The organism is Lysobacterales bacterium, assembly GCA_016703225.1.
Taxonomy (GTDB): Bacteria; Pseudomonadota; Gammaproteobacteria; order Xanthomonadales; family Ahniellaceae; genus JADKHK01.
The window spans coordinates 1-23,017 of sequence record JADJCM010000003.1 but is presented as its reverse complement, the minus strand read 5'-3'; the positions used below and the strand labels follow the sequence as shown (position 1 = coordinate 23,017).

At 65.5% G+C, this 23,017-nt stretch carries 16 protein-coding genes and 4 pseudogenes; 10 read left to right on the top strand and 10 right to left on the bottom strand.

The genetic code is table 11. The annotated features are described in order from the left end of the window. Positions 1-42 precede the first annotated feature (42 nt). Positions 43-687 carry a serine/threonine protein kinase gene (locus tag IPG63_13260; GenBank protein ID MBK6728204.1) on the top strand — a complete coding sequence of 215 codons (645 nt, stop codon included), beginning with the start codon at positions 43-45 and terminating at the stop codon, positions 685-687. A gap of 5 nt (positions 688-692) precedes the next feature. On the opposite strand, the gene IPG63_13255 is transcribed toward IPG63_13260, so the two are convergent. Then, positions 693-1,742: a GGDEF domain-containing protein gene (locus IPG63_13255; GenBank protein ID MBK6728203.1), complete on the bottom strand. Its 1,050-nt coding sequence runs from the start codon at positions 1,740-1,742 to the stop codon at positions 693-695. 106 nt (positions 1,743-1,848) lie between these two features. Here IPG63_13255 and IPG63_13250 point away from each other — a divergent pair, with 106 nt between their 5' ends. From IPG63_13250 to IPG63_13240, 3 genes are read left to right on the top strand one after another with little or no spacing between them, the layout of a single operon-like run. Continuing rightward, positions 1,849-2,805 (top strand): HlyD family efflux transporter periplasmic adaptor subunit, encoded by a 957-nt coding sequence (locus IPG63_13250; GenBank protein ID MBK6728202.1) that lies wholly within the window; start codon positions 1,849-1,851, stop codon positions 2,803-2,805. A 14-nt stretch (positions 2,806-2,819) separates the two neighbouring features. Then, the gene (locus IPG63_13245) at positions 2,820-3,734 is read left to right on the top strand and encodes an ABC transporter ATP-binding protein (protein ID MBK6728201.1); all 915 of its coding nucleotides are present in this window, start codon (positions 2,820-2,822) and stop codon (positions 3,732-3,734) included. Continuing rightward, positions 3,731-4,816 (top strand): ABC transporter permease, encoded by a 1,086-nt coding sequence (locus IPG63_13240; GenBank protein MBK6728200.1) that lies wholly within the window; start codon positions 3,731-3,733, stop codon positions 4,814-4,816. The genes IPG63_13245 and IPG63_13240 overlap by 4 nt, the downstream gene beginning before the upstream one ends. A gap of 6 nt (positions 4,817-4,822) precedes the next feature. Here the strand turns inward: IPG63_13240 and IPG63_13235 are convergent, their stop codons facing one another. The 4 genes and pseudogenes from IPG63_13235 to IPG63_13220 all read right to left on the bottom strand — a co-directional run bounded on the left by IPG63_13235 (position 4,823) and on the right by IPG63_13220 (position 10,848). Further along, positions 4,823-5,113, bottom strand: coding sequence for an XRE family transcriptional regulator (locus IPG63_13235; GenBank protein MBK6728199.1), 291 nt, complete (start codon positions 5,111-5,113; stop codon positions 4,823-4,825). After that, positions 5,110-7,923, bottom strand: coding sequence for a DEAD/DEAH box helicase family protein (locus tag IPG63_13230; protein ID MBK6728198.1), 2,814 nt, complete (start codon positions 7,921-7,923; stop codon positions 5,110-5,112). Before IPG63_13230 ends, IPG63_13235 begins: the two co-directional genes overlap by 4 nt. Next, positions 7,920-9,856: pseudogene (locus tag IPG63_13225) on the bottom strand (putative DNA binding domain-containing protein). Before IPG63_13225 ends, IPG63_13230 begins: the two are co-directional and overlap by 4 nt. Next, positions 9,853-10,848: pseudogene (locus IPG63_13220) on the bottom strand (site-specific DNA-methyltransferase). The pseudogenes IPG63_13225 and IPG63_13220 overlap by 4 nt, the downstream one beginning before the upstream one ends. A gap of 505 nt (positions 10,849-11,353) precedes the next feature. On the opposite strand from IPG63_13220, the pseudogene thiS reads away from it, so the two are divergent. From thiS to IPG63_13205, 3 genes and pseudogenes are all read left to right on the top strand, one after another. After that, a pseudogene (gene thiS / locus IPG63_13215) lies at positions 11,354-12,361 on the top strand (sulfur carrier protein ThiS). 188 nt (positions 12,362-12,549) lie between these two features. Next, positions 12,550-13,242 carry a tRNA (guanosine(46)-N7)-methyltransferase TrmB gene (trmB, locus tag IPG63_13210; protein MBK6728197.1) on the top strand — a complete coding sequence of 231 codons (693 nt, stop codon included), beginning with the start codon at positions 12,550-12,552 and terminating at the stop codon, positions 13,240-13,242. 103 nt (positions 13,243-13,345) lie between these two features. Continuing rightward, positions 13,346-15,187, top strand: coding sequence for an SLC13 family permease (locus tag IPG63_13205; GenBank protein MBK6728196.1), 1,842 nt, complete (start codon positions 13,346-13,348; stop codon positions 15,185-15,187). Here IPG63_13205 and IPG63_13200 read toward each other — a convergent pair. Continuing rightward, positions 15,181-15,543 (bottom strand): Rieske 2Fe-2S domain-containing protein, encoded by a 363-nt coding sequence (locus IPG63_13200; protein ID MBK6728195.1) that lies wholly within the window; start codon positions 15,541-15,543, stop codon positions 15,181-15,183. The genes IPG63_13205 and IPG63_13200 overlap by 7 nt on opposite strands. A 52-nt stretch (positions 15,544-15,595) precedes the next feature. On the opposite strand from IPG63_13200, the gene IPG63_13195 reads away from it, so the two are divergent. The 3 genes and pseudogenes from IPG63_13195 (at position 15,596) to IPG63_13185 (ending at position 18,311) form a co-directional block, all read left to right on the top strand. Beyond that, positions 15,596-15,859 (top strand): hypothetical protein, encoded by a 264-nt coding sequence (locus IPG63_13195; protein MBK6728194.1) that lies wholly within the window; start codon positions 15,596-15,598, stop codon positions 15,857-15,859. A 72-nt stretch (positions 15,860-15,931) separates the two neighbouring features. Beyond that, a complete protein-coding gene (yedA, locus tag IPG63_13190; GenBank protein MBK6728193.1) occupies positions 15,932-16,828 on the top strand; it encodes a drug/metabolite exporter YedA in 897 nt (298 codons plus the stop codon). A 444-nt stretch (positions 16,829-17,272) separates the two neighbouring features. After that, positions 17,273-18,311, top strand: a pseudogene (locus IPG63_13185) (IS110 family transposase). A gap of 775 nt (positions 18,312-19,086) precedes the next feature. Here IPG63_13185 and IPG63_13180 read toward each other — a convergent pair. The 4 genes from IPG63_13180 to IPG63_13165 form a co-directional block, all read right to left on the bottom strand. Then, complete coding sequence (locus IPG63_13180) at positions 19,087-19,995, bottom strand: 5'-nucleotidase (GenBank protein ID MBK6728192.1); 909 nt, start codon at positions 19,993-19,995, stop codon at positions 19,087-19,089. Further along, positions 19,992-21,530, bottom strand: a complete 1,539-nt coding sequence (locus tag IPG63_13175) for a S8 family serine peptidase (protein ID MBK6728191.1) — start codon at positions 21,528-21,530, stop codon at positions 19,992-19,994. Before IPG63_13175 ends, IPG63_13180 begins: the two co-directional genes overlap by 4 nt. Further along, complete coding sequence (locus tag IPG63_13170) at positions 21,511-22,275, bottom strand: NAD kinase (protein MBK6728190.1); 765 nt, start codon at positions 22,273-22,275, stop codon at positions 21,511-21,513. Before IPG63_13170 ends, IPG63_13175 begins: the two co-directional genes overlap by 20 nt. Before the next feature lie 187 nt (positions 22,276-22,462). Then, positions 22,463-23,017, bottom strand: a 555-nt coding sequence (locus tag IPG63_13165; protein MBK6728189.1) for a hypothetical protein, incomplete at its 5' end; no start/stop codon positions are given.

Below are 23,017 nucleotides of genomic sequence, written 5' to 3'. Positions count from 1 at the left end.
GGTGGGGAGAGGACGAGGTCGATGGCGGCGGATACGGATCAGATGGGGCACGCGCAGACGGTCGTGCGCCTCAAGCACGACCACTTCGGCTCGATCAACAAGATCTCGCTTGGCGACACCATCGTCATTCGCCGCAACCTGCGCGAAGCCGCCTTCGGACTGCGCTGGTTCGCGCGCTGGATCGCCGGCCACGAAGCGCGCTCGCTGCGCGTGCTGGCCGGGCTCGACGGCTTGCCACGCCTGCTCGCCTTCGACGCCGATCGGCTCGATCGCAGCTATATCGCAGGCCGGCCGATGCAGGAGGCACAACCGCGCGACCTGGCCTACTTCCGCGCCGCGCGACGCCTGTTGCTGGCCATGCATCGCCTCGGGGTCGCCCACAACGACCTCGCCAAGGAGCCGAACTGGCTGGTGCGCGACGACGGGCGCCCGGCGCTGATCGACTTCCAGATGGGCTGGATCAGCCCAAGCCGCAGCCGCTTCTTCCGCCTGCTGGCGCGCGAAGACCTGCGCCACCTGCTCAAGCACAAGCGCCACTACCTGCCGGAATCGCTGACCCCGGTCGAACGCCGTGTGCTCGCGCGGCGCTCCTGGATCGCGCGCGCCTGGTCCCGCAGCGGCAAGCGCCTGTACAACTTCGTGACCCGACGCCTGCTGAACTACCGCGACAACGAGGGCCGCGGCTAGCGATTTCAGCCGCGCATCACCCGGTTGCGGCCCGAGGCCTTGGCGCGATACAGCGCCTTGTCGGCGGCGGTGATCACTTCCTTCGGCGTGCGCCGCTTGTCCGAACGATCGGCGACGCCGAGGCTGACCGTCACCTTGACGTCCTTGGGCTTGCCCGGCTTGCCATCGCGACCGATCGGACGAATGCGGAAGGCGCGCGCCTCGATCGCGGCGCGCACCGATTCCAGCAGGTCATCCGCGCGCTCCTGCGTCCGGTCCTCGAACACGATGCAGAACTCCTCGCCACCGTAGCGATAGGACGCACCGCCGGCATGCCGCCGCAGCCGCGTCGCGACTTCGCGCAGCACGATGTCGCCAGCCGCATGGCCGTGCGAGTCGTTGAACGATTTGAAGTGGTCGATATCGACCATGGCGATGGCATAGCTTCCGGACAGGCGTTCCAGCGCCTCGTCCAGCGCGCGTCGATTGCGCAGGCCGGAGAGCGCATCGACGAAGGCCATGCGATAGGCGCCGTAAAGCAGGCCCAGCACGATCAGCAGGCCGGCGGCGGCCAGCCCCAGCAGGGCGCGTTCGGCGTCGCTCCAGTGCGCAAACGCGATCGCCATGGCGAGCAGGGCCAGGCACGCAGTCCATTCGGCCGTCGCTCCACGCAGCACCCAACGCCCGAGGCAGACCATGGCCGCGACCAGCACCACGATCATGGCGCCACGCCCCGGATGCGAGCCTGGCCACAGCTCGATCAGGAAACGGTCGAGCGCGGCGACGACGTGCGCAGGCGCGTGCAGGCTCATCAGCAGCGCGAAGGCAAACAGCAACAACCAGCCGGCGTTGCGCTTGGTGCGCCAGCGCGCCTCCGGCATCACCGCCGCGACCAGCAGCAACAGCGGCGCGAACGCCAGCACCGAGTCCAACGCACGATCGCCACCCTGACCGCGCGCCGCGATCGTCGCCGCCAGCACAATCGCGAACAGCAGCAACCGATGCCGCGAAAATCCGATCGCGAGCACGAGCGCGGTTGCGGCCAGCACCGCTGCGGACCAGGAGAGCATCGTCATGGATGAGCCGGAAATTAGCATGCAGGGCAGGCCGCAAAACAGCGAACACGGTCTCGCGCCGCTACCGACGCCGCTACCATCGCAACGCCACCACCGCGGACCGCCGATGTCGCTGCGCCTCGCCCCGACCTGCCTGATCGCCCTCTCGCTCCTCGTCGGCTGCCGCGTGCAGGAGCCGCAGCAGACGCTCGGCACATTGGAATGGGACCGTGTCGAGCTGGTGTCGGTCGCCGCCGAACCGGTGGTCGCGATCCATGTCCACGAGGGCGATGGGGTGAACGCCGGCCAGCCGGTCCTCGATCAGCGCGGTGACCGCGCCGATGCGGAACTGGCGGTGGCTGCGGCCGAGCTCGAACGCAGCCGCCAGTTGCTCGCCGAGCAGCAGGCCGGCGCCCGGTCGGAGCAGAAGCGCGAGAGCGCGGCGCGGGTCAACCGTGCGCGCGCGGCGCTGAACCTGGCCAGCGACGAACAGGCGCGCGGACTCGGCCTGAAGGACCGTGGACTGATCAGCAGCGCCGAACTGGAACGCCTTTCGGCCAGTGTCGCGTTGGCGCGCAGCGAACTCGAAGCCGCGCGCGCCAGCCACGATCTGGTCACGGCCGGCACGCGCGCGGAGACGATCGCGCAAACCCGTGCCGCGGTCGCCGCCGCCGAACAACGCGTGACCGCGCTGCGCCTGGCCCGCGAGCGTCTGCAGCATCTGGCGCCGGTGGCCGGACGTGTCGAGTCCTTGCCGGTCGAGGTCGGCGATTCCCCGGCCATCGGCACGACGGTCGCCACCTTGCTGGTCGGCCCGCGTCCGTATGCACGCGTCTACCTGTCGCCGGAACAGCGTGCGCGCACGCAAGTCGGCAGTCGCTTTGCCGTGCAAGTCGAGGGCCGCGAAGGAACGCTGCAGGCGAAAGTGCGCATGCTCGCCACCCAGGCCAGCTTCACGCCCTACTACGCACTGTCCGGAGACGACGCCAACCGCCTCGCCTACCTGGCGGAACTGGAACTCGACGACGCCGGCGCCAGCGAACTCGCGGCAGGCCTGCCGGTGCAGGCCACGCCGCTGCCATGAGCGCGGACGTCGCGATCCATGCGCGCGGACTGACCCGCCGCTTCGGCACGCTCACCGCAGTCGACCGCGTTGATCTCACCATCCCGCGCGGTGCCGTCTACGGCTTCCTTGGACCGAACGGTTCCGGCAAGTCGACCACGATCCGCATGCTCTGCGGCCTGCTGACGCCGAGCGCCGGCGAGATCGACGTGCTCGGGCTGTCGATTCCGCGCGAGGCCGAAGCCCTGAAGCGCCGCATCGGCTACATGACGCAGAAGTTCTCGCTGTACGAGGACCTGAGCGTGATCGAGAACCTGCGCTTCCTGGCCGCGGTGCATGGACTGCGGCATGCGCGTCGCGAGGACCGCATCGAACTCGCGCTGCGCCGCTACCAGTTGCGTGACCGCACCGCGCAACTCGCGGGCACGCTGAGCGGCGGCCAGAAGCAGCGCCTGGCGCTTGCCGGCGCGACCCTGCATGCCCCCGAACTGCTGTTGCTGGACGAACCCACCAGCCAGGTCGACCCGCAGTCGCGGCGCGAATTCTGGGAGGCGCTGTTCGATCTCGCCGACGACGGCACCACCCTGCTGGTGTCCTCGCACTACATGGACGAAGCCGAACGCTGCCATCGCCTGGCCATTCTCGACGAAGGCCGACTGGTTGCCGACGACACGCCCGCGGCGCTGATCGCGAATCTGCCGAACCGCGTGCTGCGCGCAATCACCGCGAATCCGCGCGCGCTGCAACGCGCCCTGGTCGACCTCGACGGCGTCGAGGGCGTGGCCCAGCTCGGCAACACGCTGCGCGTGCTGGTGCGCCGCGACCTCGACGAGGCACGCCTGGTCGCGGCACTGCGCCCGCTCGATGCGACGCTGCGTTTCGAAGCGCTCACCGCCAACCTCGAGGACGTGTTCGTCGCCGCCACCCGCAACAAGGCGACGCTGCGATGAACTGGCTGCGCCTGCTCGCGATCATCGTCAAGGAGCTCAAGCAGCTGCGTCGCGACCGCCTGACCGCGGCGATGATCCTCGGCATCCCGACCATCCAGCTGCTGCTGTTCGGATTCGCGATCAACCTCGACGTGCGCCATCTCAGCGCTGCGGTCGTCGACCAGTCCGGCAGCAGCGCGAGCCGGCGCATCATCGAAACCGTCGCGCATTCGCAAGTCGCCGACGTGCACGCGATCCTGCGCTCGTCCGAGGCCGCCGACGCGCTGATGCGGCGCGGCGAGATCAGCATGATCCTGGTCATTCCGCATGACCTGGAGCGGCGCCTGGCCTCGCGCGAACACGAGGCCTTGCAGCTGATCGTCGACGCCAGCGACCCGACCATCCAGGCCGCAGCGCGGCAGCTGGTGGCGATGCCGCTGCCCGGTGTCGCCGAGGCGCGCGTGCCGGCGGTCGCGGTCCTGAACCGCTACAACCCGGAGCGCCGCTCGGCGATCAATACCGTGCCAGGTTTGATCGGCGTGATCCTGACCATGACCATGACCCTGTTCACCGCGGTCGCGATCGTGCGTGAACGCGAGCGCGGCAACATCGAGATGCTGATCGCGACCCCGGTCAGTTCGTTCGAGCTGATCCTCGGCAAGGTGCTGCCGTTCGTGCTGATCGGCGTCGTGCAGGTCACCGTCGTGCTCGCGCTCGGCGTGCTGATCTTCGCGGTGCCGATCCGCGGCGAGTTGGGGTCGGTCTATGTCGCCGCGCTCACCTACATCGTCGCCGCGCTCAGCCTCGGCGTGTTCCTGTCGACCTTCGCCAGCACCCAGTTCCAGGCCATGCAGATGGCCTTCTTCACCTTCCTGCCGCAGATCCTGCTGTCCGGCTTCATGTTCCCGTTCGCCGGCATGCCGAAGGCGGCGCAGTGGTTGGCCGAGATCCTGCCGCTCACCCACTTCATCCGCCTGATCCGCGGCATCATGCTGCGCGCCGCCAGCCTCGCCGAACTGCAACGCGAGCTGTGGGTGCTGCTCGTCTTCACCGCCCTCATGCTCACCCTCGCCACCCTGCGCTTCCGCAAGCGGCTGGATTGAGCCGGCTCAGGCCGCGAGGCGCAGCTCCGGCCGCAGGCCCGCGCGCTGTGCCAGCCGCACCAGCAAGTCCAGACTGAAGTCGCTGATCTTGCCGCGCTTGATGTCACTCACGCGCGCCTGCGTCACCTCCAGCAACTGGGCGGCAGCGACCTGCGTCAAGCCACTCTCGATGAGCCATTGCTGCAATCCGAGCAGCAGCATGGCACGCATCTTCAGTTCCGCGCCACGCGACGCATCGAACAGCGCGATGTCGTCGAACACACTGCCGCGCGTAGCGTGGCCAGCATCGGAGTTCATTGCACCTCCTTGTGCGTCGATCCGTGCTTTGTGATCACGTCTTGAATGTTGCTGGGCTCAAACGCCACATCCCACGCCCATCGGCCGAAGCCACCTTTCTGGTTGACGCCCTCGACCCATGCGGCGAGTGCTGATCGCTTGGCGCGATTTTGGTCGTCGTCGACGCCTTTGATTTCCAGCACCAAAGTCTTGCCGTTGGTCAGGCGGACGATGAAGTCCGGAATGAAACGTCGGCGTGATCCGTTCCACAGATAGTGGATCTGGAAGCCGAGGTGGTCGTTCTTGACGTAGCTGGCGACGGCTTCGCTGTGCTCGAACAGATTGGCCGCATAGCCTTCCCAGGTGCTGTCGCCAACGACATGGCTGACCTGCGATTTCACGGTCGGAATCGTTGGTCGCGTGGTGTACCAGGTGCGCATGTGGCGGGTGGAGCCGATCGGCGCATCTGCGTCGAAGATCAGTTCCATGCGCTCGCTGTTGTGTTCGTAGACGTGGCGCAACAGGTGCTGGACGACGCGATCGATGTTCAACGTGATCAGGATGCGCTTGCGCAGCGGCTCCTGGTGGAACAGGCCGGGGAAATCGAGTTTGTCCGATGCGATGAATTCCTCGACGAGCCGGATCAGCTGCACGATCAGGTATTCGGGATTGCCGCTGAACTGGCTGCTCATCTGGTCGAACGCCTTGCGTGCGGCCAGAAATGTCACGCGCTGCAGACGAAATGCTTCCGGCATCTTTTCCAGATCGATGACGTGGATCTTGCTCCAGTCGGTCGCGCCACCCAGCGCCGGCGCGATGTCCGCCGAGATCGGCGTCGCCTCCGGACGCAGTTGCAGCGGTGTGACTTCGTGCCAGCGCACAGCCAGCACCGGCTTCACCACCGGATCGACGCGCAGCACGTTTGGCCAGCGAATCTCCAAGCTGTTTCGCTCAGGCAATGACCCGATCTGCGTACTCGGCTTCGGTGGCGGCGGCGCTTCGCCGCCATCACCGACGTCCTGGAAGATCGACAACGGCACGCCGAAAATATTGACGTACTCGGGCTTGAACAATCCGTTCTCGTCGACGTCGTAGCCGACGCGCCGCAAGCCGCGTCCGATCACCTGTTCGCACAGCAGCTGACTTGTGAAAGCACGCAGACCCATGATGTGGGTTACGTTCTTTGCGTCCCAGCCTTCAGACAACATCGCCACCGAAATCACGTTCTGTAGTTTCTGGCCGGCAGTACCGCGCTTGCCGACGTTGTCCACGATCGCCCGCAGGATCTCTTCCTTCTTCAGGTCGAGCAGTTCCGCCTCGCGATCTGGCGCCATGCCGGCGGCCTTCACGATGGCGTGCAGGCGTTGCTCGTAGTCCTTGTCGGCCGCAGCGGACTCGCCGATTTCGGCCTTTTCCAACACCTTGGAGTCAACTCGCAGCGTCTGGTCCGGGGCGTGCAGTTCCGGCAGCAGCGCATCGCCGCGCGAAAAGTAGTTCTCGATGCGCGCCGCAGTTTCGGTGCGATTGCAGACCGTCAGCATGACCGGCGGCGACGTGTGGCCCGCGGCCTGCCAGTCGCGCAGCGCGGCTAGCCAATCGGCGCCGAGCAGTGTGTAGGCGTCTTGAACCAGCTGCGGCAAAGGATCGCTGGGTTGCGCGCCCTTGGCGTTGAGATCTTCGGAGACCTCTGGTTCGCGATACAGGTGGTACAGCTTGGACCGCAAGGTCTGCGCGTTCGGAAGCGCGTCATCGCGCACGACAACGCGGGGTGTCTTGACGAGACCAGCCTCGATTGCGTCGTTCAGACCGAAGTCCGAAACGATCCAGGTGAACAAGCCTTCGTCAGTGTTCGTGCGGCCGGTCGGTGCAAAGGGCGTCGCCGACAGATCGAAACATCGAATGACGCGCCGCGTCTTGTGCAATCGGTCGAGTCCCTCGATCCAACGCGTCGCCTCTTCCAGATCGATCCCGCGTTCCTCCGCGTCCTTCTTGCTGATCTTGATGTCGGCGGGCTTGCGATAGGCGTGGTGGGCTTCGTCATTGATGACGATCAGATCCTTGTAGCCAGCGAGCTTGCCGAGCACCCGACGGGTATAGGCCTCATCCGACTCGGGGCCCTTTTTCACGATCGACTTGTCGGGCTGCTTGAGCGGCATCAGGGCATGCCAGTTGTCGATGACGACAACGGCCTGGTTCAACCTTTCTCGCAGGGCTGCCGACGGGCAAAGACCGAATTCATCGTAGGCATTCAGCGGATTGCCTGGCTGCAGGACCTGCAGGCGTTCGCGCACGGTCAAGCCGGGCGCGACGATGAAGATGGCGCGCGAAAAATCCTTGTTGCGCTTCGGATAGGTCAGCGAGTTCAGTGTCTGCCAGGTGATGATCATGGCCATCACCGCGGTCTTGCCGCTGCCCGTGGCCATCTTGTTACAGACGCGCTCCCACGGTCCGCCGTCACCTTCGAGGTAGATGCCCTGCTTGAACTCGTTGGTCGCCTCGACCCACCAGATCAGCGTTTCGATCGCTTCGAGCTGACAGAAATAGAACGGCAGTTGCCGCGCACCGCGCTCGTGCCAGTGCTGCAGCAGGCTGCGCGTGACGGTGGTGATGCCGGGATAGTCCGCCTGCTTCCATGCATCCATGCGTTCACGAATGCGATTCACCGTGTCCAGTGATTCGATCCGGCGCGTGTTGTTGCGCGTATCGATCACTTCGTAGGCCGCGGCGCGCCGGCCTTCGACCAGATTCAATTGCGTGCCGGTGCCTTGCTGCCAGTGGCGCTGGGGGCTGTCATAGGGCGAGTTGATAATGAGGGACTTGGGCGAGGTCATGCCGACGCATCCTTCAGAGCATCCTGCGTGGTCCGGTAGGCCTGATCCGGATGATTGCGTGCTCCGGGGAAGCGCAGGTCGAGTAACCCTTCCGCAACCAGGTTGCTGATGTAGTTGTCACGCAGGGATTCCTGCTTTCTGTCGAGCAGGTCAGACAGTTCGCGAAGTCGAAGGAACCTTCCCTGGCACAGTTCGAGAATGACGGCTCGGACAACCTCGGAAGGCGCCTTGCCGCTTCGCCGGATGGGATCAGCTATTGCCAGGAGCGCCATGTCCATTCCCGGGGGGAATTTGCCGGAACCTGCCGTTTTTGACTCCAAATCCGGGGAGTCCGACGCCAAATCCGGGGAGCTCATTGCCAAATTCGGGGGGGTGGCAGCCAAATCCGGGGAGTCCGGGCGCACGTCCGGTTCGCGATGGTCATCGGCCAAGGTGTAGCGAGTCCATCGCCCGAAGCCGTCTGGTGCCAGGAGCCGCTCGCGAACCAGTGTCTGCAGCAAGGTGGTGATGTCTCTGCGGTGCAGCGTCAGAATTTTCTTGCAAGCGATGGTTGGAAACCGAGCCCTCCATCTGCGCTGTGGCGAGGATTTGAACCTCGTCTTTGCCCTAGGCTGCGGAAGCGCTCTTCACCAAATCGGCGCTGAAGGTCGACCAGAACTTCGTCGGGCAACATGCTGACCAAGGGCAGCGCCAACACCACTCGATCAGGACGTTGCGGTTCCTCCAGGCGCGGCGATTGCCAGTGCAGGGATTTCCAGCTGTCGCGGATCTTGTCGAAACCAGAACCAGCCTTGTCACCGACGCCGAGCATTTGGAACATGACCTGCAGCGCTTTGTTGCGGCACTCGCTGACGCCGCCTCGCCAGACTTGCTCGTAGGACACGAGCAGCGTGCCCGGATTGGAAAACACGAAACGATCTGCGAACCGATCGATGATGACTCCACCCTGGCCGTTGTAGTCGGCATGAATCAATGCATTCACCAGCGCCTCCTGAAGCGCTTCATGCACTGGCGTCCCGAATGGACGCACTCCCTCCGCATCCTGCGCGAACGGTCGCTTGAGGCCCGGGTCTGAGGCGAACTTGGCCATCACCCGCTGGTAGAACTGAAAGAGATTTGCCTCCCAGGTACCGTCGATGGTCAGTCGGTCCGACCAACGCACACGGGGATCGTCGGAAAGACGTTCGCGATAGTCGACCTGGAATCCAGGAACGGCCTCCGCGGTCTGAATCGCTGAAGTCTTGCCGAACATCAACAGGCCGGCCAGGGTGATGCCTTCAATGCTTTCCTTGCGGTCACGTCGCCAGCCGCCCATCTGCTCCAACAACGCTTTCTCATCTTTCGCCAACCAAGGGTGGCTGGGTGCACGAGACTGGAATCGATTCCGATACTGCCGCAGCGACTCGATGTCCAGGTCGTCGAACGAGAAGCCCTGCATGATCCGGCTGTCCACCGGTTCCTCGGACTGGTCGGCAAACATACGCCGCACTTCGCTGTCCGAGCATCGATAGTCGCCCTCAAAGTTGCGGCGATAGGTCCCGACGAATGGATCAGCACCCAGATAGATTGGCCGCTGCTTGCGATTGGCGCGCGGCACGTGGATGGCGATCACCTTGCAGGTGCTGCCTTCAACAGCCAGTTGCCCGACATCGCGATTGGTCAGCAAGTTGCTGTTGACCTTGGACCGGTTGTTGATCGTGTTCCAGAAATCCGAGATCAGCTTTTCCGCATTCTCGACGCCGTGAACGTCCAGCTTGTTTGCTCGCTGGGTGATGCCGAGGTAGATCGTGCCGCCTTCGGTGTTGGCAAATGCGCTGTAGGTCTCCCACAGATCGGCGGGCAGGCCGCCCCTGGCGCCCTTGTACTCGACATCAGTGCCTTCGAATGCGGACAGGTCGGAGAACAAGTCCAGTTGCGTGTTCGATGGGCTCATTCCAACGCCATCACTTTCAGGGACTCAATGCCCCGATCATCGACGATCTTGACGGCGATCTTACGGTTGTCGCCGGCGTCGAAGGGCAGGCTGACTGTGCCATGCAACTTGTCCAACAATTCCTCGTTGAGCTCAGCCTTGATGTCCTTCTTGAGCTTGTTCCAGCCGTCCTTGGCGCCGGCCATCGGGAAGAAGAACTGGCGCGGGAACAGGCTGCGTTCGTCGTAGTCGGTGTCGAGTGACCAGGCAGCGATCTTGCCCTTGCCGCCGGAGACGAGTTCGCCCTTAGCGGTATCGAAATAGTCGAATCCGTGGACCTCGACCTGGTAGCGGCCGTCTTTGGTCTTGTGCACAGCGACGTCGGGTTGGCCCATCAGCCAAAAGCTCTGGTTGCTGGCGCGGCCTTTCTTCAGGTCTTCGGTGAGCAGATCGGTATTCATCTGCGCCTTGAGCGCGACGATGCCTTTGGTGGCGTCGATGTCCTTCGCCGCTTCGGGGTCGAAGTTGAACGCGCAGAACACGATCATCTTCGGGCGCGGAAACAGTTCGCCGGCTTCGCGCATGGCGAGTTCAACCTGGCGCTGTTCCAGTGCAGCATGCTCGGGACCGAAACTGACGACGATTCGCTCGCCGGTGTCGAGGCTGCCGTTGCAATGCAGGTGACGAAAGCCTTCGCCGGAGGGCAGCGTTTCCAGCTCGGCGAACTTGAGCATCTGGCCACCTTTGCCGCGAATGCCGGTCTTCAGCAATTCATCGCGCCAACGGTGCTGGCGCGAGGATTCGCCGGAACGCGCAATGGACACGTCGGCTTCGTTGGCTGGCGCTTGTTCGTCGAGCGCGAGCACGGTCGGGAAGGGCACCGCTTCGACGGTGAATGGGCCAGTGATGCGCAGTTTGTCCTTCGACACCTGCGGCTGGTCGTAAAGCGTTTCCTGGTCGGCATGCGACGCAATCGATCGATCCATCGCCTTCTGCATACTCTGGCGGGCGGCCTGGAGGTACGCGATCACCTTGGCGCCATCGTCGCCCTTGCGTTGCGGCTTGGTCGGCTCGCCAGTCTTGCGTTGCGACAGCAGCACCTGGATATCGGCCTGCTTGGGCTTCGGGCGTTTTGCTTCTTCAGGGATCTCCTGCGCCGCGAGCGTCAGCTTCAGCGCCAGCGCGGTCACCGCCTCGATGCGTCGCACCGAGCCCCCGCGACCCATGCCCTTGGTCAGAAACCCCTCCAGCAACAGCCAGTCGCGGGCGGTGTTGTAGGCGCTCTCGCTGGCTGCGATGCCGAACTCCTCGGCGATCAGTTCACGCATCCGCTGGTTGCCCATGGGCGTGCCGTCTCTGGGCAGCAATTCCCGGATCGCCGCCACGATGTCGTCATCGACCTTGGCCATGTGCTGCAGGCTCCTGTGCTCGCCATCCGTGTGGACGGCCTCCATATCGAGCCGAGTCTAGCCGCAGGGCCAGTCGGCAGCGAGGCCGAGTCCTGACTACAATCGCCCCATGAACATCCTGTTGAACGGCGCCACGCAGGAACTGCGTGAGGGCGCCGATGTCGCTGAATTGCTGAAGGTCGCCGGGCTCGCGGAAAAGCGGGTTGCGGTGGAGGTGAATCTGGAGATCGTGCCGCGCTCGCAGCATGCAACGCATGTGCTGCGCGCGGGTGATCGCGTCGAGATCGTGCATGCGATCGGCGGCGGCTGAGGAGTATCGATGAACGCATTGCACCCCGCCGACGATGGCTTTGTCATCGCAGGCCGAACCTATCGCTCGCGCCTGCTGACCGGCACCGGCAAGTTCAAGGACCTCGAGGAGACGCGTCTGGCGACCGAAGCTGCGGGCGCCGAGATCGTCACCGTTGCGATCCGCCGCAGCAACATCGGCCAGAATCCGGGCGAGCCGAACCTGCTCGATGTGCTGCCGCTCTCGCGTTACACGATCTTGCCGAACACCGCCGGTTGCTACACGGCCGACGATGCGGTGCGCACCTGCCGGCTCGCGCGCGAACTGCTCGACGGGCACAAGCTGGTGAAGCTCGAAGTGCTGGCCGACCCGAAGACGCTGTTCCCGGACATCATCGAGACCATCAAGGCGACCGAGATCCTGGTCCGCGACGGCTTCGACGTGATGGTCTACACCAACGACGACCCGATCATCGCCAAGCGCCTCGAGGAGATGGGCTGCGTCGCGGTGATGCCGCTGGCGGCGCCGATCGGCTCCGGCCTCGGCGTGCGCAATCCGTACAACATCCTGACCATCGTCGAGAATGCGAAGGTGCCGATCCTGGTCGATGCCGGCGTCGGCACCGCCAGCGATGCCGCGATCGCGATGGAACTCGGCTGCGATGGCGTGCTGATGAACACCGCAATCGCTGGCGCCAAACACCCGGTGTTGATGGCGAGCGCGATGCGCAAGGCGATCGAGGCCGGCCGCGAGGCCTTCCTCGCCGGTCGCATTCCGCGCAAGCGCTTCGCCTCGGCCTCGTCGCCGATCGACGGGCAGTTTCTTTGATGCCAGAGCGACCCCACCCCAACCCTCCCCTCGCTGCGCGAAGGGAGGGAGACCAGAAGGTTCGGCCCCTCCCCTTGCGCGCAGCGCAGGGGGAGGTTGGGAGGGGGTTGCTTGTCGGCGCATCGAAGAGCGACCCCACCCCAACCCTCCCCTTGCTGCGCAAAGGGAGGGAGACAAGCGAAGACGCCATGGACATGGATGACACCCCGCCCCGCCGCGAGATCAAGAGCTTCGTCAAACGCATCGGGCGCATGACCGAAGGCCAGAAGCGCGCGATTACGGACCTGTGGCCGCGCTATGGGCTCGACTACACCGGCGCGCCGCGCGATCTCGCGAGCGTGTTCGGCAACCCGAATCCCGTCGTGCTCGAGATCGGCTTCGGCAATGGCGAGGCGCTGTTCGCGGCCGCCCAGTCGGACCCGGCGCGCAACTACATCGGCATCGAAGTGCATGAACCCGGGGTCGGGCGTTTGCTCAAGCAGGCCGATGACGCCGGCCTTGGCAATCTGCGCGTGTCACGGCACGACGCGGTCGAGGTGCTACGCAACGAGATCACCCCCGCTGCGCTCGTCGAGCTGCGCCTGTATTTCCCCGACCCATGGCACAAGGCGCGTCACCACAAGCGCCGCATCGTGCAGCCCGGGTTCGTCGAGCTGGTCGCATCGCGCCTGCAGCCCGGCGGCCTGTTCCACCTGGCCACTGACTGGGAAGCCTATGCCGAGCACATGTTCGACGTGCTCGACGCCAGCGCCTCGTTCCGCAACGAACTCGGCCCGCGCCAGAGCGCTCCGCGCCCCGACTGGCGCATCGAAACCCACTTCCAGAAACGCGGCGAGCGCCTCGGCCACGGCGTCTGGGACCTGCTCTACCGGCGCTGCTGAGCGCGTGACGTTTCGCTGACACCGCTGCGTTCCACGGTTCCGGCACGCGGTGCGGCGGGGCTACACTCGGCCAGGCGCCCGCCCCAACCCAATCGCGAGGACCATGCTCAGCGGCCTGAACCTATCCGGCGAAATGCTGTTCGTGCTCGGACTGACCGTGTTCACCCTGGTCATGTTCACGCTCGAGTGGGTGCGCGCCGATGTCGTGGCCCTGCTGGTGCTGGTGGCGCTCGGCATCACCGGCATCGTGCCGACCGACCAGCTGTTCGACGGCTTCGCCGGCAACGCCGTGCTCGCGATCATGGCGACGATGATCCTCGGCGCCGGGCTCGACCGCACCGGCGTGCTGAACTCGGCGGCCTCGTACATGCTGCGCATTTCGGATGGTGATGAACGCCGCCTGCTGCTGGTGCTGTGCGCGATCACCGGCGCGATCTCGGCGGTGATGCAGAACCCGGCGGTCACCGCGCTGTTCTTGCCGGTGGTGGCGCGCATCAGCTCGCGCACCGGCCTGCCGCTGTCGCGACTGCTGCTGCCGATGGCCTGCTGCATCATCCTCGGCGGCACCATGACCATGGTCGGCAACTCGCCGCAGATCCTGCTCAACGACCTGGTGCTCTCGGTCAACCGCAACCTGCCCTCGGGCGCCGACACCATCGAGCCGTTCTCGATGTTCAGCGTCACCCCGATCGGCCTCGCGCTGCTGCTGTCCGGGCTCGCCTACTTCCACTGGTTCTGGCCCAAGCTGATGCCAACGCGCGAGGACGAGCGCCAGGTGGTCACGCCCGGCGCCACCGCCAGCTACTTCGAGAGCACCTATGGCATCGAAGGCGAAGTGATCGAGCTGATGGTGCCCGCCGAGAGCGCCTTGATCGGCCTGTCGATCGCCGAGGTCGAGGCGCAGGCAGGCACGCCGCTGATCCTCGCGATCAAGATCGGCGAAGAGGCGCGACTGGCGCCACCGGCCGACCAGATGCTGTGGGCGAACACCATCCTCGGCGCGCTCGGCCCGCGCGAGCGCATCCACGAATGGGCGCAGCAACAAGGGTTGCGGGTACTGCCCAAGGCACGCAATTTCGGCGCGATGTTCAACCCCACGCGCGCCGGCATCGCCGAGGCAGTGATCCCGCCAAGCTCGCGCTTCATCGGCCAGAAGGTCGGCGAATTGCGCCTGCGCAAGCGCTTCGGCATCTCGGTGCTCGCGGTCAATCGCGGCGACCGCATCTGGCGCGAGGAACTGCGCGGGCGCGGCCTGCGCCAGGGCGACACGCTGGTGTTCCACGGTGCCTGGCGCGACCTCGCGCATGCCGCCGAGGACCACGACTTCGTCGTCGTCACCGACTACCCCAAGGACGAGGAGCGCCCGCACCGGCTCAACCACGCCATCGTGTTCTTCGCCCTGTCGCTGGTGCTGGCCCTGCTCTCCGACCTGCCCTTGCCGGTGGCGCTGCTGACCGGTGCCGTCGGCATGCTGCTGACCGGCGTGCTGAACATGGACGAGGCCTATCGCGCGATCAACTGGAAGACCATCCTCATCATGGCCTCGCTGATCCCGCTTGGCTGGGCGATGGACTCGACCGGCGCCGCCGCATGGATCGCGCAGGAAATCCTGATCGTGCTCGGCGATGTGCCGGTGTGGGCGTTGCAACTGGCGCTGATGATCCTGACCAGCCTGTTCGCGCAGGTGATGTCGCAGGTCGGCGCCACCGTGGTGATGGTGCCGATGGCGATCAACATCGCGCTCGCGGCGAATGCCAATCCGATGCCGTTCGCGCTGCTGGTCACGCTCTCGGCCTCGAACAACTTCACCAGCACGGCGAACCCGGTGATCTCGCTGGTCGCGAGCCCGGCCAGCTATCGCCATCAGGACCTGATGCGCGCGGGCCTGCCGCTCGGCGCGATCTTCGTCGTGGTCGCGCTGGTCATGGTCAATCTGGTCTACTGATCGAGCAGCACCGCACCCTCCTCGATGCGCAAGGCCACCGGCACCAGACCATTACCGCGACACGGCCCGGAAGTGCAGAAGCCGCTGTCGAGCTTGAACATCGCGCCATGCGCGGCACAGACCAGATGATCCTTCTCGATCAGGAACCGACCCGGCGCCCAGTCGAGTCGGCGGCCGGCATGAGGGCATTCATTGTGGTAGCCGAACACGCGATCACCGACGCGCACCAGGATGATCTCGAAGCCGCCGGTGCTGGATGGCAGATGCGCGCCCACGGCGGTGCCTTCCGGGATCGCGGCGAGCGCGATCCGTCCTGGTGCCCCGGTTTCGACATCCGCCGTGAGGCTGTCGTTCATGTCGTCATCACTCCTTTGCTGCATGCTTGGCTCACCTCCCGGGAATGATGCCATGTCGACCCTGTCCGCCCTGTTCCGACCCGTGCTTTCCGTGCTGAAGCTGCTGCTGATCGGCGCGATCGCGCTGGGCGCGTTGCTGTTCGGTACCTTGGTGGCCGTCGGCATTTTCCTCGGCGTGAGCGTGCTGCGACTGTTCCGCGGGCGCGGCGAAGGCAGCGTGAACTCGCCCAGCGAGCGTGTATTCGAGGGCGAGTATGAAGTCGTGCGTCGCCCCGGCAGCGGCGTGCTGACGCCACTCGGACGCGATCGAGACTGATCCGCCGCTGCACGAGCGCCGCGGGTCTTTGCTGCGCGCACCGACCGAACCCCGGGAACCTCAACGATGTCGATGGTCGTCAGCGGCGAAGCCACCGCGAATGCCGCAGAGCGCGAACGCTGGTTGATCCTCGCCGCCCTGCTCTCGCTGTACCTGGTCTGGGGCTCGACCTACCTCGCGATCAAATGGGCGCTGGTCGGCTTCTCGCCGTTTGCCATGGCGGCGATCCGCTTCGCTGTTGCCGGCCTGTTGTTCTTCGCCTGGCTGCGCTGGAAAGGCGTGCCGCTGCCGACCATGGCGCAGTGGAAAAACATGCTGGTGATGGGCACCTTGCTGCTCGGTGTCGGCAACGGTCTGGTCTGCTACGCCGAGCAGAGCGTCGGCTCCGGGCTCGCCGCAGTCGCCATCGCCAGCATGCCGTTGTGGGCGGCGATGTTCGGCGCGATGTATCGGCGCTGGCCGACGCGCCGCGAAGGCATCGGTCTCGCGATCGGTTTCGTCGGCGTGATCCTGCTCAACCTCGGCGGCGATCTGGCCGCAAACCCCGCCGGCGCGATCGCGCTGTTGATCTCGCCGATCGCCTGGGCGTTCGGCTCGGTGTGGAGTCGCGGCCGCGACCTGCCGAGCCCGATGATGAGCACGGCGGCGCAGATGCTGATCGCCGCGCCGGTGCTGGCGCTGGCCACGCAGGTGCACGGCGCCGGCTGGATTCGCCCGGGCATCGATGCGCTGGCGATCGGATCGCTGGTCTATCTGGCGATTTTCGGCTCGATCATCGGCTTCGGCGCCTACGTCTATCTGCTCGACAAGGTGCGCCCGGCCATCGCGACCAGCTACGCCTACGTCAACCCGCCGATCGCGGTGTTGTTCGGCGTGCTGCTCGGCGGCGAAGCGCTGCACGGCCGCGATCTGCTCGCCATGGGCATCATTCTCGCTGGCGTCGTGCTGATCACCTGGAAGCGCGCGTAAATCGGGCGGCGCAAATCGTGCGCCGACGCGGGCGGGCGGTGCGCCTCGCTTTGCTCGGCACACCCTACGGCCACCACGAACCACGACCGCGACATCGCGAACGGGCGGTGCAAACCGTGCGCCGTTGCGGGCGGGCGGTGCGCCTCGCTTTGCTCGGCACACCCTACGGCCACCACGAACCACGACCGCGACATCGCGTAGGGTGTGCACCGCGAAGCGGTGCGCACCGAACACGCCCGCGAACGGGCGGTGCAAATCGTGCGCCTTCGCGAATCGGCGGTGCGCCTCGCTTTGCTCGGCACACCCTACGGCCACCACGAACCACGACCGCGACATCGCGTAATCGAATGGACTCACCCCCTCACCGAGGCGTCTAGGCGCCAGGAGTGGTGAACTGCGTGCACCACGACCAAAGTGAGAGGGCGAGCCCATGAACGAGTGTGTATGGCACGTGTGCGGACGTTGGCGATCGATCTGGCGAAGAGCGTTTTCCAAGTGGCCGGCGAGGACGAGCGAGGCACTGTTGTTTTCGAGGACCGGATCAAGTCGCGCGAGTCGTTTGTCGAGTTCCTGAGGACGCTGAAACCGCCGTTGGTGGTGCTTATGGAGACCGGCCCTGGCGCGCAGTCATGGGCGCGTGAGTTGCAGTCACACGGCATCGAGGTTTTCGTACTACCCGCACAGCGAGTGGAGGAGCATCGCAGCGGCGCCAAGAACGACCGCAAGGACACTTTCGCGATCCTGCGTGCGGGGCGCGACAAATCGATCCACGCAGTTCCGGTCAAGTCGGTGGAGCGGCTGACGATGCAGGCTCTGCATCGGGTGCGTTCGGGGTACGTGTCGCGGCGTACGGCGATCAGCAATCAGATTCGCGGGTTGCTTACCGAGCATGGGCTGGTCTTCGCGCGGCGAGATGGCGCTGGTCGTTCGCCTGCGGCAGGTGCTGGAGGATGCGAGCTTGCCCATTCCCTTTCGGCTGCGCGATCTGATTGCGGATCTGTGGGCGGAGTGGGAATGCTTGGGCGAACGCATGGCTGCGCTCGACGCGGAGTTGCAGAGCGTGGCAACAACCGATCCACTGACGCGGCGCCTGATGACGGTTCCTGGTGTAGGGCCGATGACTGCGACCGCATTGGTGTGCAAGGACTTGAATCCAGAACGCTTTGCCAATGCGCGACAATTTGCGGCGTATTTTGGCGTGGTGCCAGATCAGGCGAGCAGTGGCAATCGAATCCGGCTGAGGGGCATGTCCAAGCGCGGAGATGGCTATGTCCGCAGCCTACTGATCAACGGTGCACATGCTGTGTTGCGACAAGTGAATCCGGCGTGCGAGGAAAGAAAACATCCGCAGCGTCTTCGCCGCTGGAAGGAGAAGCTGGGCAGCAAGGCTGCTGCGGTGCGCCTGGCCAATCGCAACCTGAGAATCATGTACGCGTTGCTGAAGAACGGCGGCAGCTACCGCGAGGATGCCGCCATGAGATGAAACCTGCGTTCACCCCGGGCGCTGAGCGCCCAGCCTGCTGCTTCACGCACGAACCACAGGTAAGACCGACGCGGATCGGTGCCTAACACCCTACTGGCCCTTGAGGCCTACACGTAATTGGCAGTCCGCGTGCTCATCCGATGCTGGCCCAGGCGATGCTTCGCCGATCAGAGGCCTGATACATAGACGCAGCCAAGGTCCGTGAAAAAAGCAGCGGTTGACGGAGGGGGTGAGTCCATACATAGGGTGTGCACCGCGAAGCGGTGCGCACCGAACACGCCCGCGAACGGGCGGTGCAAACCGTGCGCCGTTGCGGGCGGGCGGTGCGCCTCGCTTTGCTCGGCACACCCTACGGCCACCACGAACCACGACCGCGACATCGCGTAGGGTGTGCACCGCGAAGCGGTGCGCACCGAACACGCCCGCGAACGGGCGGTGCAAATCGTGCGCCTTCGCGAATCGGCGGTGCGCCTCGCTTTGCTCGGCACACCCTACGGCCACCACGAACCACGACCGCGACATCGCATAGGGTGTGCACCGCGAAGCGGTGCGCACCGAACACGCCCGCGAACGGGCGGTGCAAACCGTGCGCCGTTGCGGGCGGGCGGTGCGCCTCGCTTTGCTCGGCACACCCTACGGCCACCACGAACCACGACCGCGACATCGCGTAGGGTGTGCACCGCGAAGCGGTGCGCACCGAACACGCCCGCGAACGGGCGGTGCAAATCGTGCGCCTTCGCGAATCGGCGGTGCGCCTCGCTTTGCTCGGCACACCCTACGGCTGGTTGGAGACGCCGTGCGGCACATGGCCGGTGGCGACGTGGCCGCTGGCGGACTCGGCATTGCGCGCGGAATCGTCGAAGAAGATGTCGGCGCCAAAGGTGCGCAGGAACGGCCCCTTGTCGCGGCCACCGAGGAACATGGCTTCGTCGAGACGTACGCCCCACTCGCGCAAGGTCAGGATCACGCGCTTGTGCGCCGGCGCCGAGCGCGCGGTGACGAGCGCGGTGCGGATCGGGCTCTGCCCGAACGGAAATGCCGACTGGATGCGGTGCAACTGGTCGAGGAAGGCGCGGAACGGTCCACCGCCCATCGGCTTGGCCGCATGCTCGATCTCGTTGTCGTGAAAGGCCTGCAAACCTCGTTCCTGCGAAATGCGTTCGGACTCGTCGGAGAAGATCACGGCGTCGCCATCGAAAGCGATGCGCAGCTGGTCGGTCTGACGGTCCGGTGCCTTGGACGGCAGGATGGTCGCGGCAGCGACGCCGGCTTCGAGCGCGCTGGCGACGTCGTCATGATTCGCCGACAGGAACAACTGCGCGCCGAACGGCTGCACGTAGGGCCAGGTCGGCGCGCCGTTGGTGAACGCGGCGCGCACGATCTCGAGCCCGTAGTGCTCGATCGAATTGAAGATGCGCAGGCCGGTGTCGGAGGAATTGCGCGACAGCAAGATCACCTCGATCCGCGGCGTCTCCGCCGAGAGCCGGTTGATGCGCAGCAACTTCTCGACCAGCGGAAAGGCGATGCCAGGCGCCAGCAATTCGTTTTCGCGCGCCATCTGGTACGCCCGATACGCATCCAGCCCCTCACGCTCGAACAGCGCATGGCTCTCGCCCAGATCGAACAAGGCCCGCGAACTGATCGCGACCGTGAGGCGGTTGTCGTTGCTGGCGTCGAGACTCACTCGAACCCGTCGGCGAACAGGTAGGGGTAGACCACGAGCGCAGCCTGCACCGCGGCGAGCACGTCGAGGCGGCCGTGGCCGTAGAGATTGTTCGGCACACCGACCGATGAGCAAGCAGTGGAGGAAACCGCCGTCGCCGACTGCTCCAGATACTGGCGCACCAGCACCGGCTGGCGTTGCAGGGCGGGCACTGCGCTCATGAACAACGCTGCAGCGCCGGCGACATGCGGACCGGCCATGCTGGTGCCGCTCATCGTGGTGTAGCTGGTGTCGCCAGAGTTGACCGCCGAGCGCACGCTGGACCCCGGCGCGGCGATGTCCGGCTTCATCCGGTTGCTGCCATCGACCGTGACCGGCCCGCGGCTGGAAGAACTGGCGATGATGCCGGTGGACGCGCTGAGATTGCCGACCGAAAACGACTCGTCGAAGAACGCAGGCGGGGCGTTGACCGTCGAACAGCCGCTGCCGTCATTGCCCGCAGAGACCACGACCAGCACTCCGGCGGCGGTCAGATTGCTGATCGCGGTCTGCATCGTCGCCCAGTTGCCGGAATTGCAGCCTTCGGAAGTCGGGCAGCCCCAGGAGTTGTTGATCACGTGCGGTGCCAGGTTCGGATCACCCTGTGCCGGCGTACCGCCGACCGGGTACGGCGCCAGGAAGAACTCGAAGCACTCGAGGTACGTGGTCGGCGTGCCGTTGCCGACATCCATGTTGCGGCAGGCGATCCACTTCGCATCCGGCGCCACGCCGATCTGGTTGGTCCCGCCATCGTCGCCGATCATGGTGCCCATGGTGTGCGTGCCATGACCATGGTCGTCGCAGGGTGCCACGGCATTCGCACCGCAGACGCCGCCGCCAGAGTGGACGGCGTCGTGCCACTGGTAGTCGTGGTTGGCGCTGACCCCATTCCAGCCGCGATACTTCGCCTTCAGCGCCGCGTGCGTCCAGCGATAACCGGTGTCTTGCCCGGCAACGACGATGCCGGTACCACGCGGATTGCCCGGCAGTGCCCAGACCGCGGGGGCATTGATGTAGTTGATGCCGAGTTCGATCGCGGTCACCGCCTTGCCGAACTGCAGCGGCTCCGCTTTCGGCAGGGCGTGGTGGATCACCGGGTCGGCATCGATGCGCGCAACATCGGCGCGTTTCGCCAGGGTATCGAGCCGATTCGCCGGCAAGGTGGCCGCCACCGCGTTGGCCACGCTGAAGGCCTGATACGCGATGCCCTCGCGCCGCAGCCAGGCCAGCACGCCGGCCTGCGTTGCCTTGGCCTGTGCGAGCAAGGCCGCATGCACCACCTGCGGACGCTGCCTGGGCGGCGTGCGCGCAGACAACGCCGCGATATCGATCCGGGCCTTGTCGGTCACGCTCGGCACGATCAACACCCGCACCGGCGCACCGGCCCCCTTCGCCAGTTCGGCACGCAAGGCCGGATCGACCTTGTCGCGCCAATCTCCGGCAGTTGCCGAGAGGGCGACGAGCGACAGGGCCGCGAAGGCGACGCGACGCATGGGTTCAAAAGGCAAATTGTTCATCGAGGATCCGTTGCTCAAGATTGTGTTCGGGGTCGAACAGCAGGGTGACCGTGCGCGTCGGCGACTCGCGCACCGTCACCTCGACGATGTCGCGCACCTCATTCGCGTCCGCGGTCGCGCTCACCGGCCGCTTGTAATGGTCGAGAATCTCGAAGCGCACCTCGACCGATGCCGGCAACACCGCACCGCGCCAGCGACGCGGCCGGAACGGCGAGATCGCGGTCATCGCCAGCACGCGCGAATCGAGCGGCAGGATCGGCCCGTGTGCCGACAGGTTGTAGGCGGTGCTGCCGGCGGGCGTGGACACCAGCACGCCGTCGCAGATCAGTTCTTCGAGCTTGACCACGCCATTCAGCGAAACCCGAATGTGCGCGGCCTGCTTGGTCTGGCGCAACAGCGAGACCTCGTTGAACGCGATCGCTTCGACGGTGGAACCCGACTCCGCCACCGCCGTCATCTCCAGCGGCCGCAGCTGGGTCGGACGCGCGCGCTCGATGCGTGCGCCCAACTCGTCGGCATGGAACTGGTTCATCAGGAAACCGACACTGCCGAGCTTCATGCCATACACCGGCTTGGCCAGATCGCGGTAGCGGTGCAGGGTCTGCAACATGAAGCCGTCGCCGCCAAGCGCGACAATGACATCGGCCGCGGACGGCGCGATGTCGCCATGCACCGCGCGCAGTGCCGCCAACGCGGATTGCGCTTCCTCGGTCCGGCTGGCGGCAAACGCGATGCGGCTGGTCATGGCCGCGCAGAATGCCGCAAGCGCGGCGCGCGCGGAAGCAGTTTCGTCACAGCCCGAAACGCTCGCGATACTTCTGTTCCTGCGCATCGTCGTTCGGCACCCAGCCCATGCGGGGCCGGATCAACGCACTGGCGATGCGCGCTGCGACTACTGCCAAGCGCCTTGGCTCGACGCTGCGGCGTCTGGCCTACCCACCCCGCCTCGGGCGATCCCGCCGCAGCGTCCACCCAACCAGGATGAGCACGCCCAGGATGCCCGCGGCCAGCGAGTAGCCCGACACCGCAGGCACCGGGACCGGCGCTTGCGCACCCCCGCCGGCCACGACCAGCGTCCTGGTGAACTGATCCGGCCCGGGAAACCCGACCACGTTGAAGTTCACGGTGTAAACGCCAGGGGCAAGATGCGGAACATCCACGATGGAGTAAAACCAAGTACGCGGGTCAAATCCGCAGGCGTCTTCCCACCAAGCGGTGATCGCGATGGCATTTGCGGAAATCACTACCGAACCGCCGGAGAGTTCAATTCCACCGGTCGTCTTCGGCCCGAGTTGAAGCACTGCGCCTTCGTGCAGTTCCATCGTCGGCAGATAGGTGAGTTCACTCGGCCACTGGCTCAAGTCGCCATCGCAGGTGTCGCCGGCCATTGCCGAGGACATGGCGAATTGCAGCGAGAGGGCGAGGAGCCATCGGGCTGCACACTTCAATCCAGGATGCATGATGTTCAGGACCTCGCTCGCAAAGCA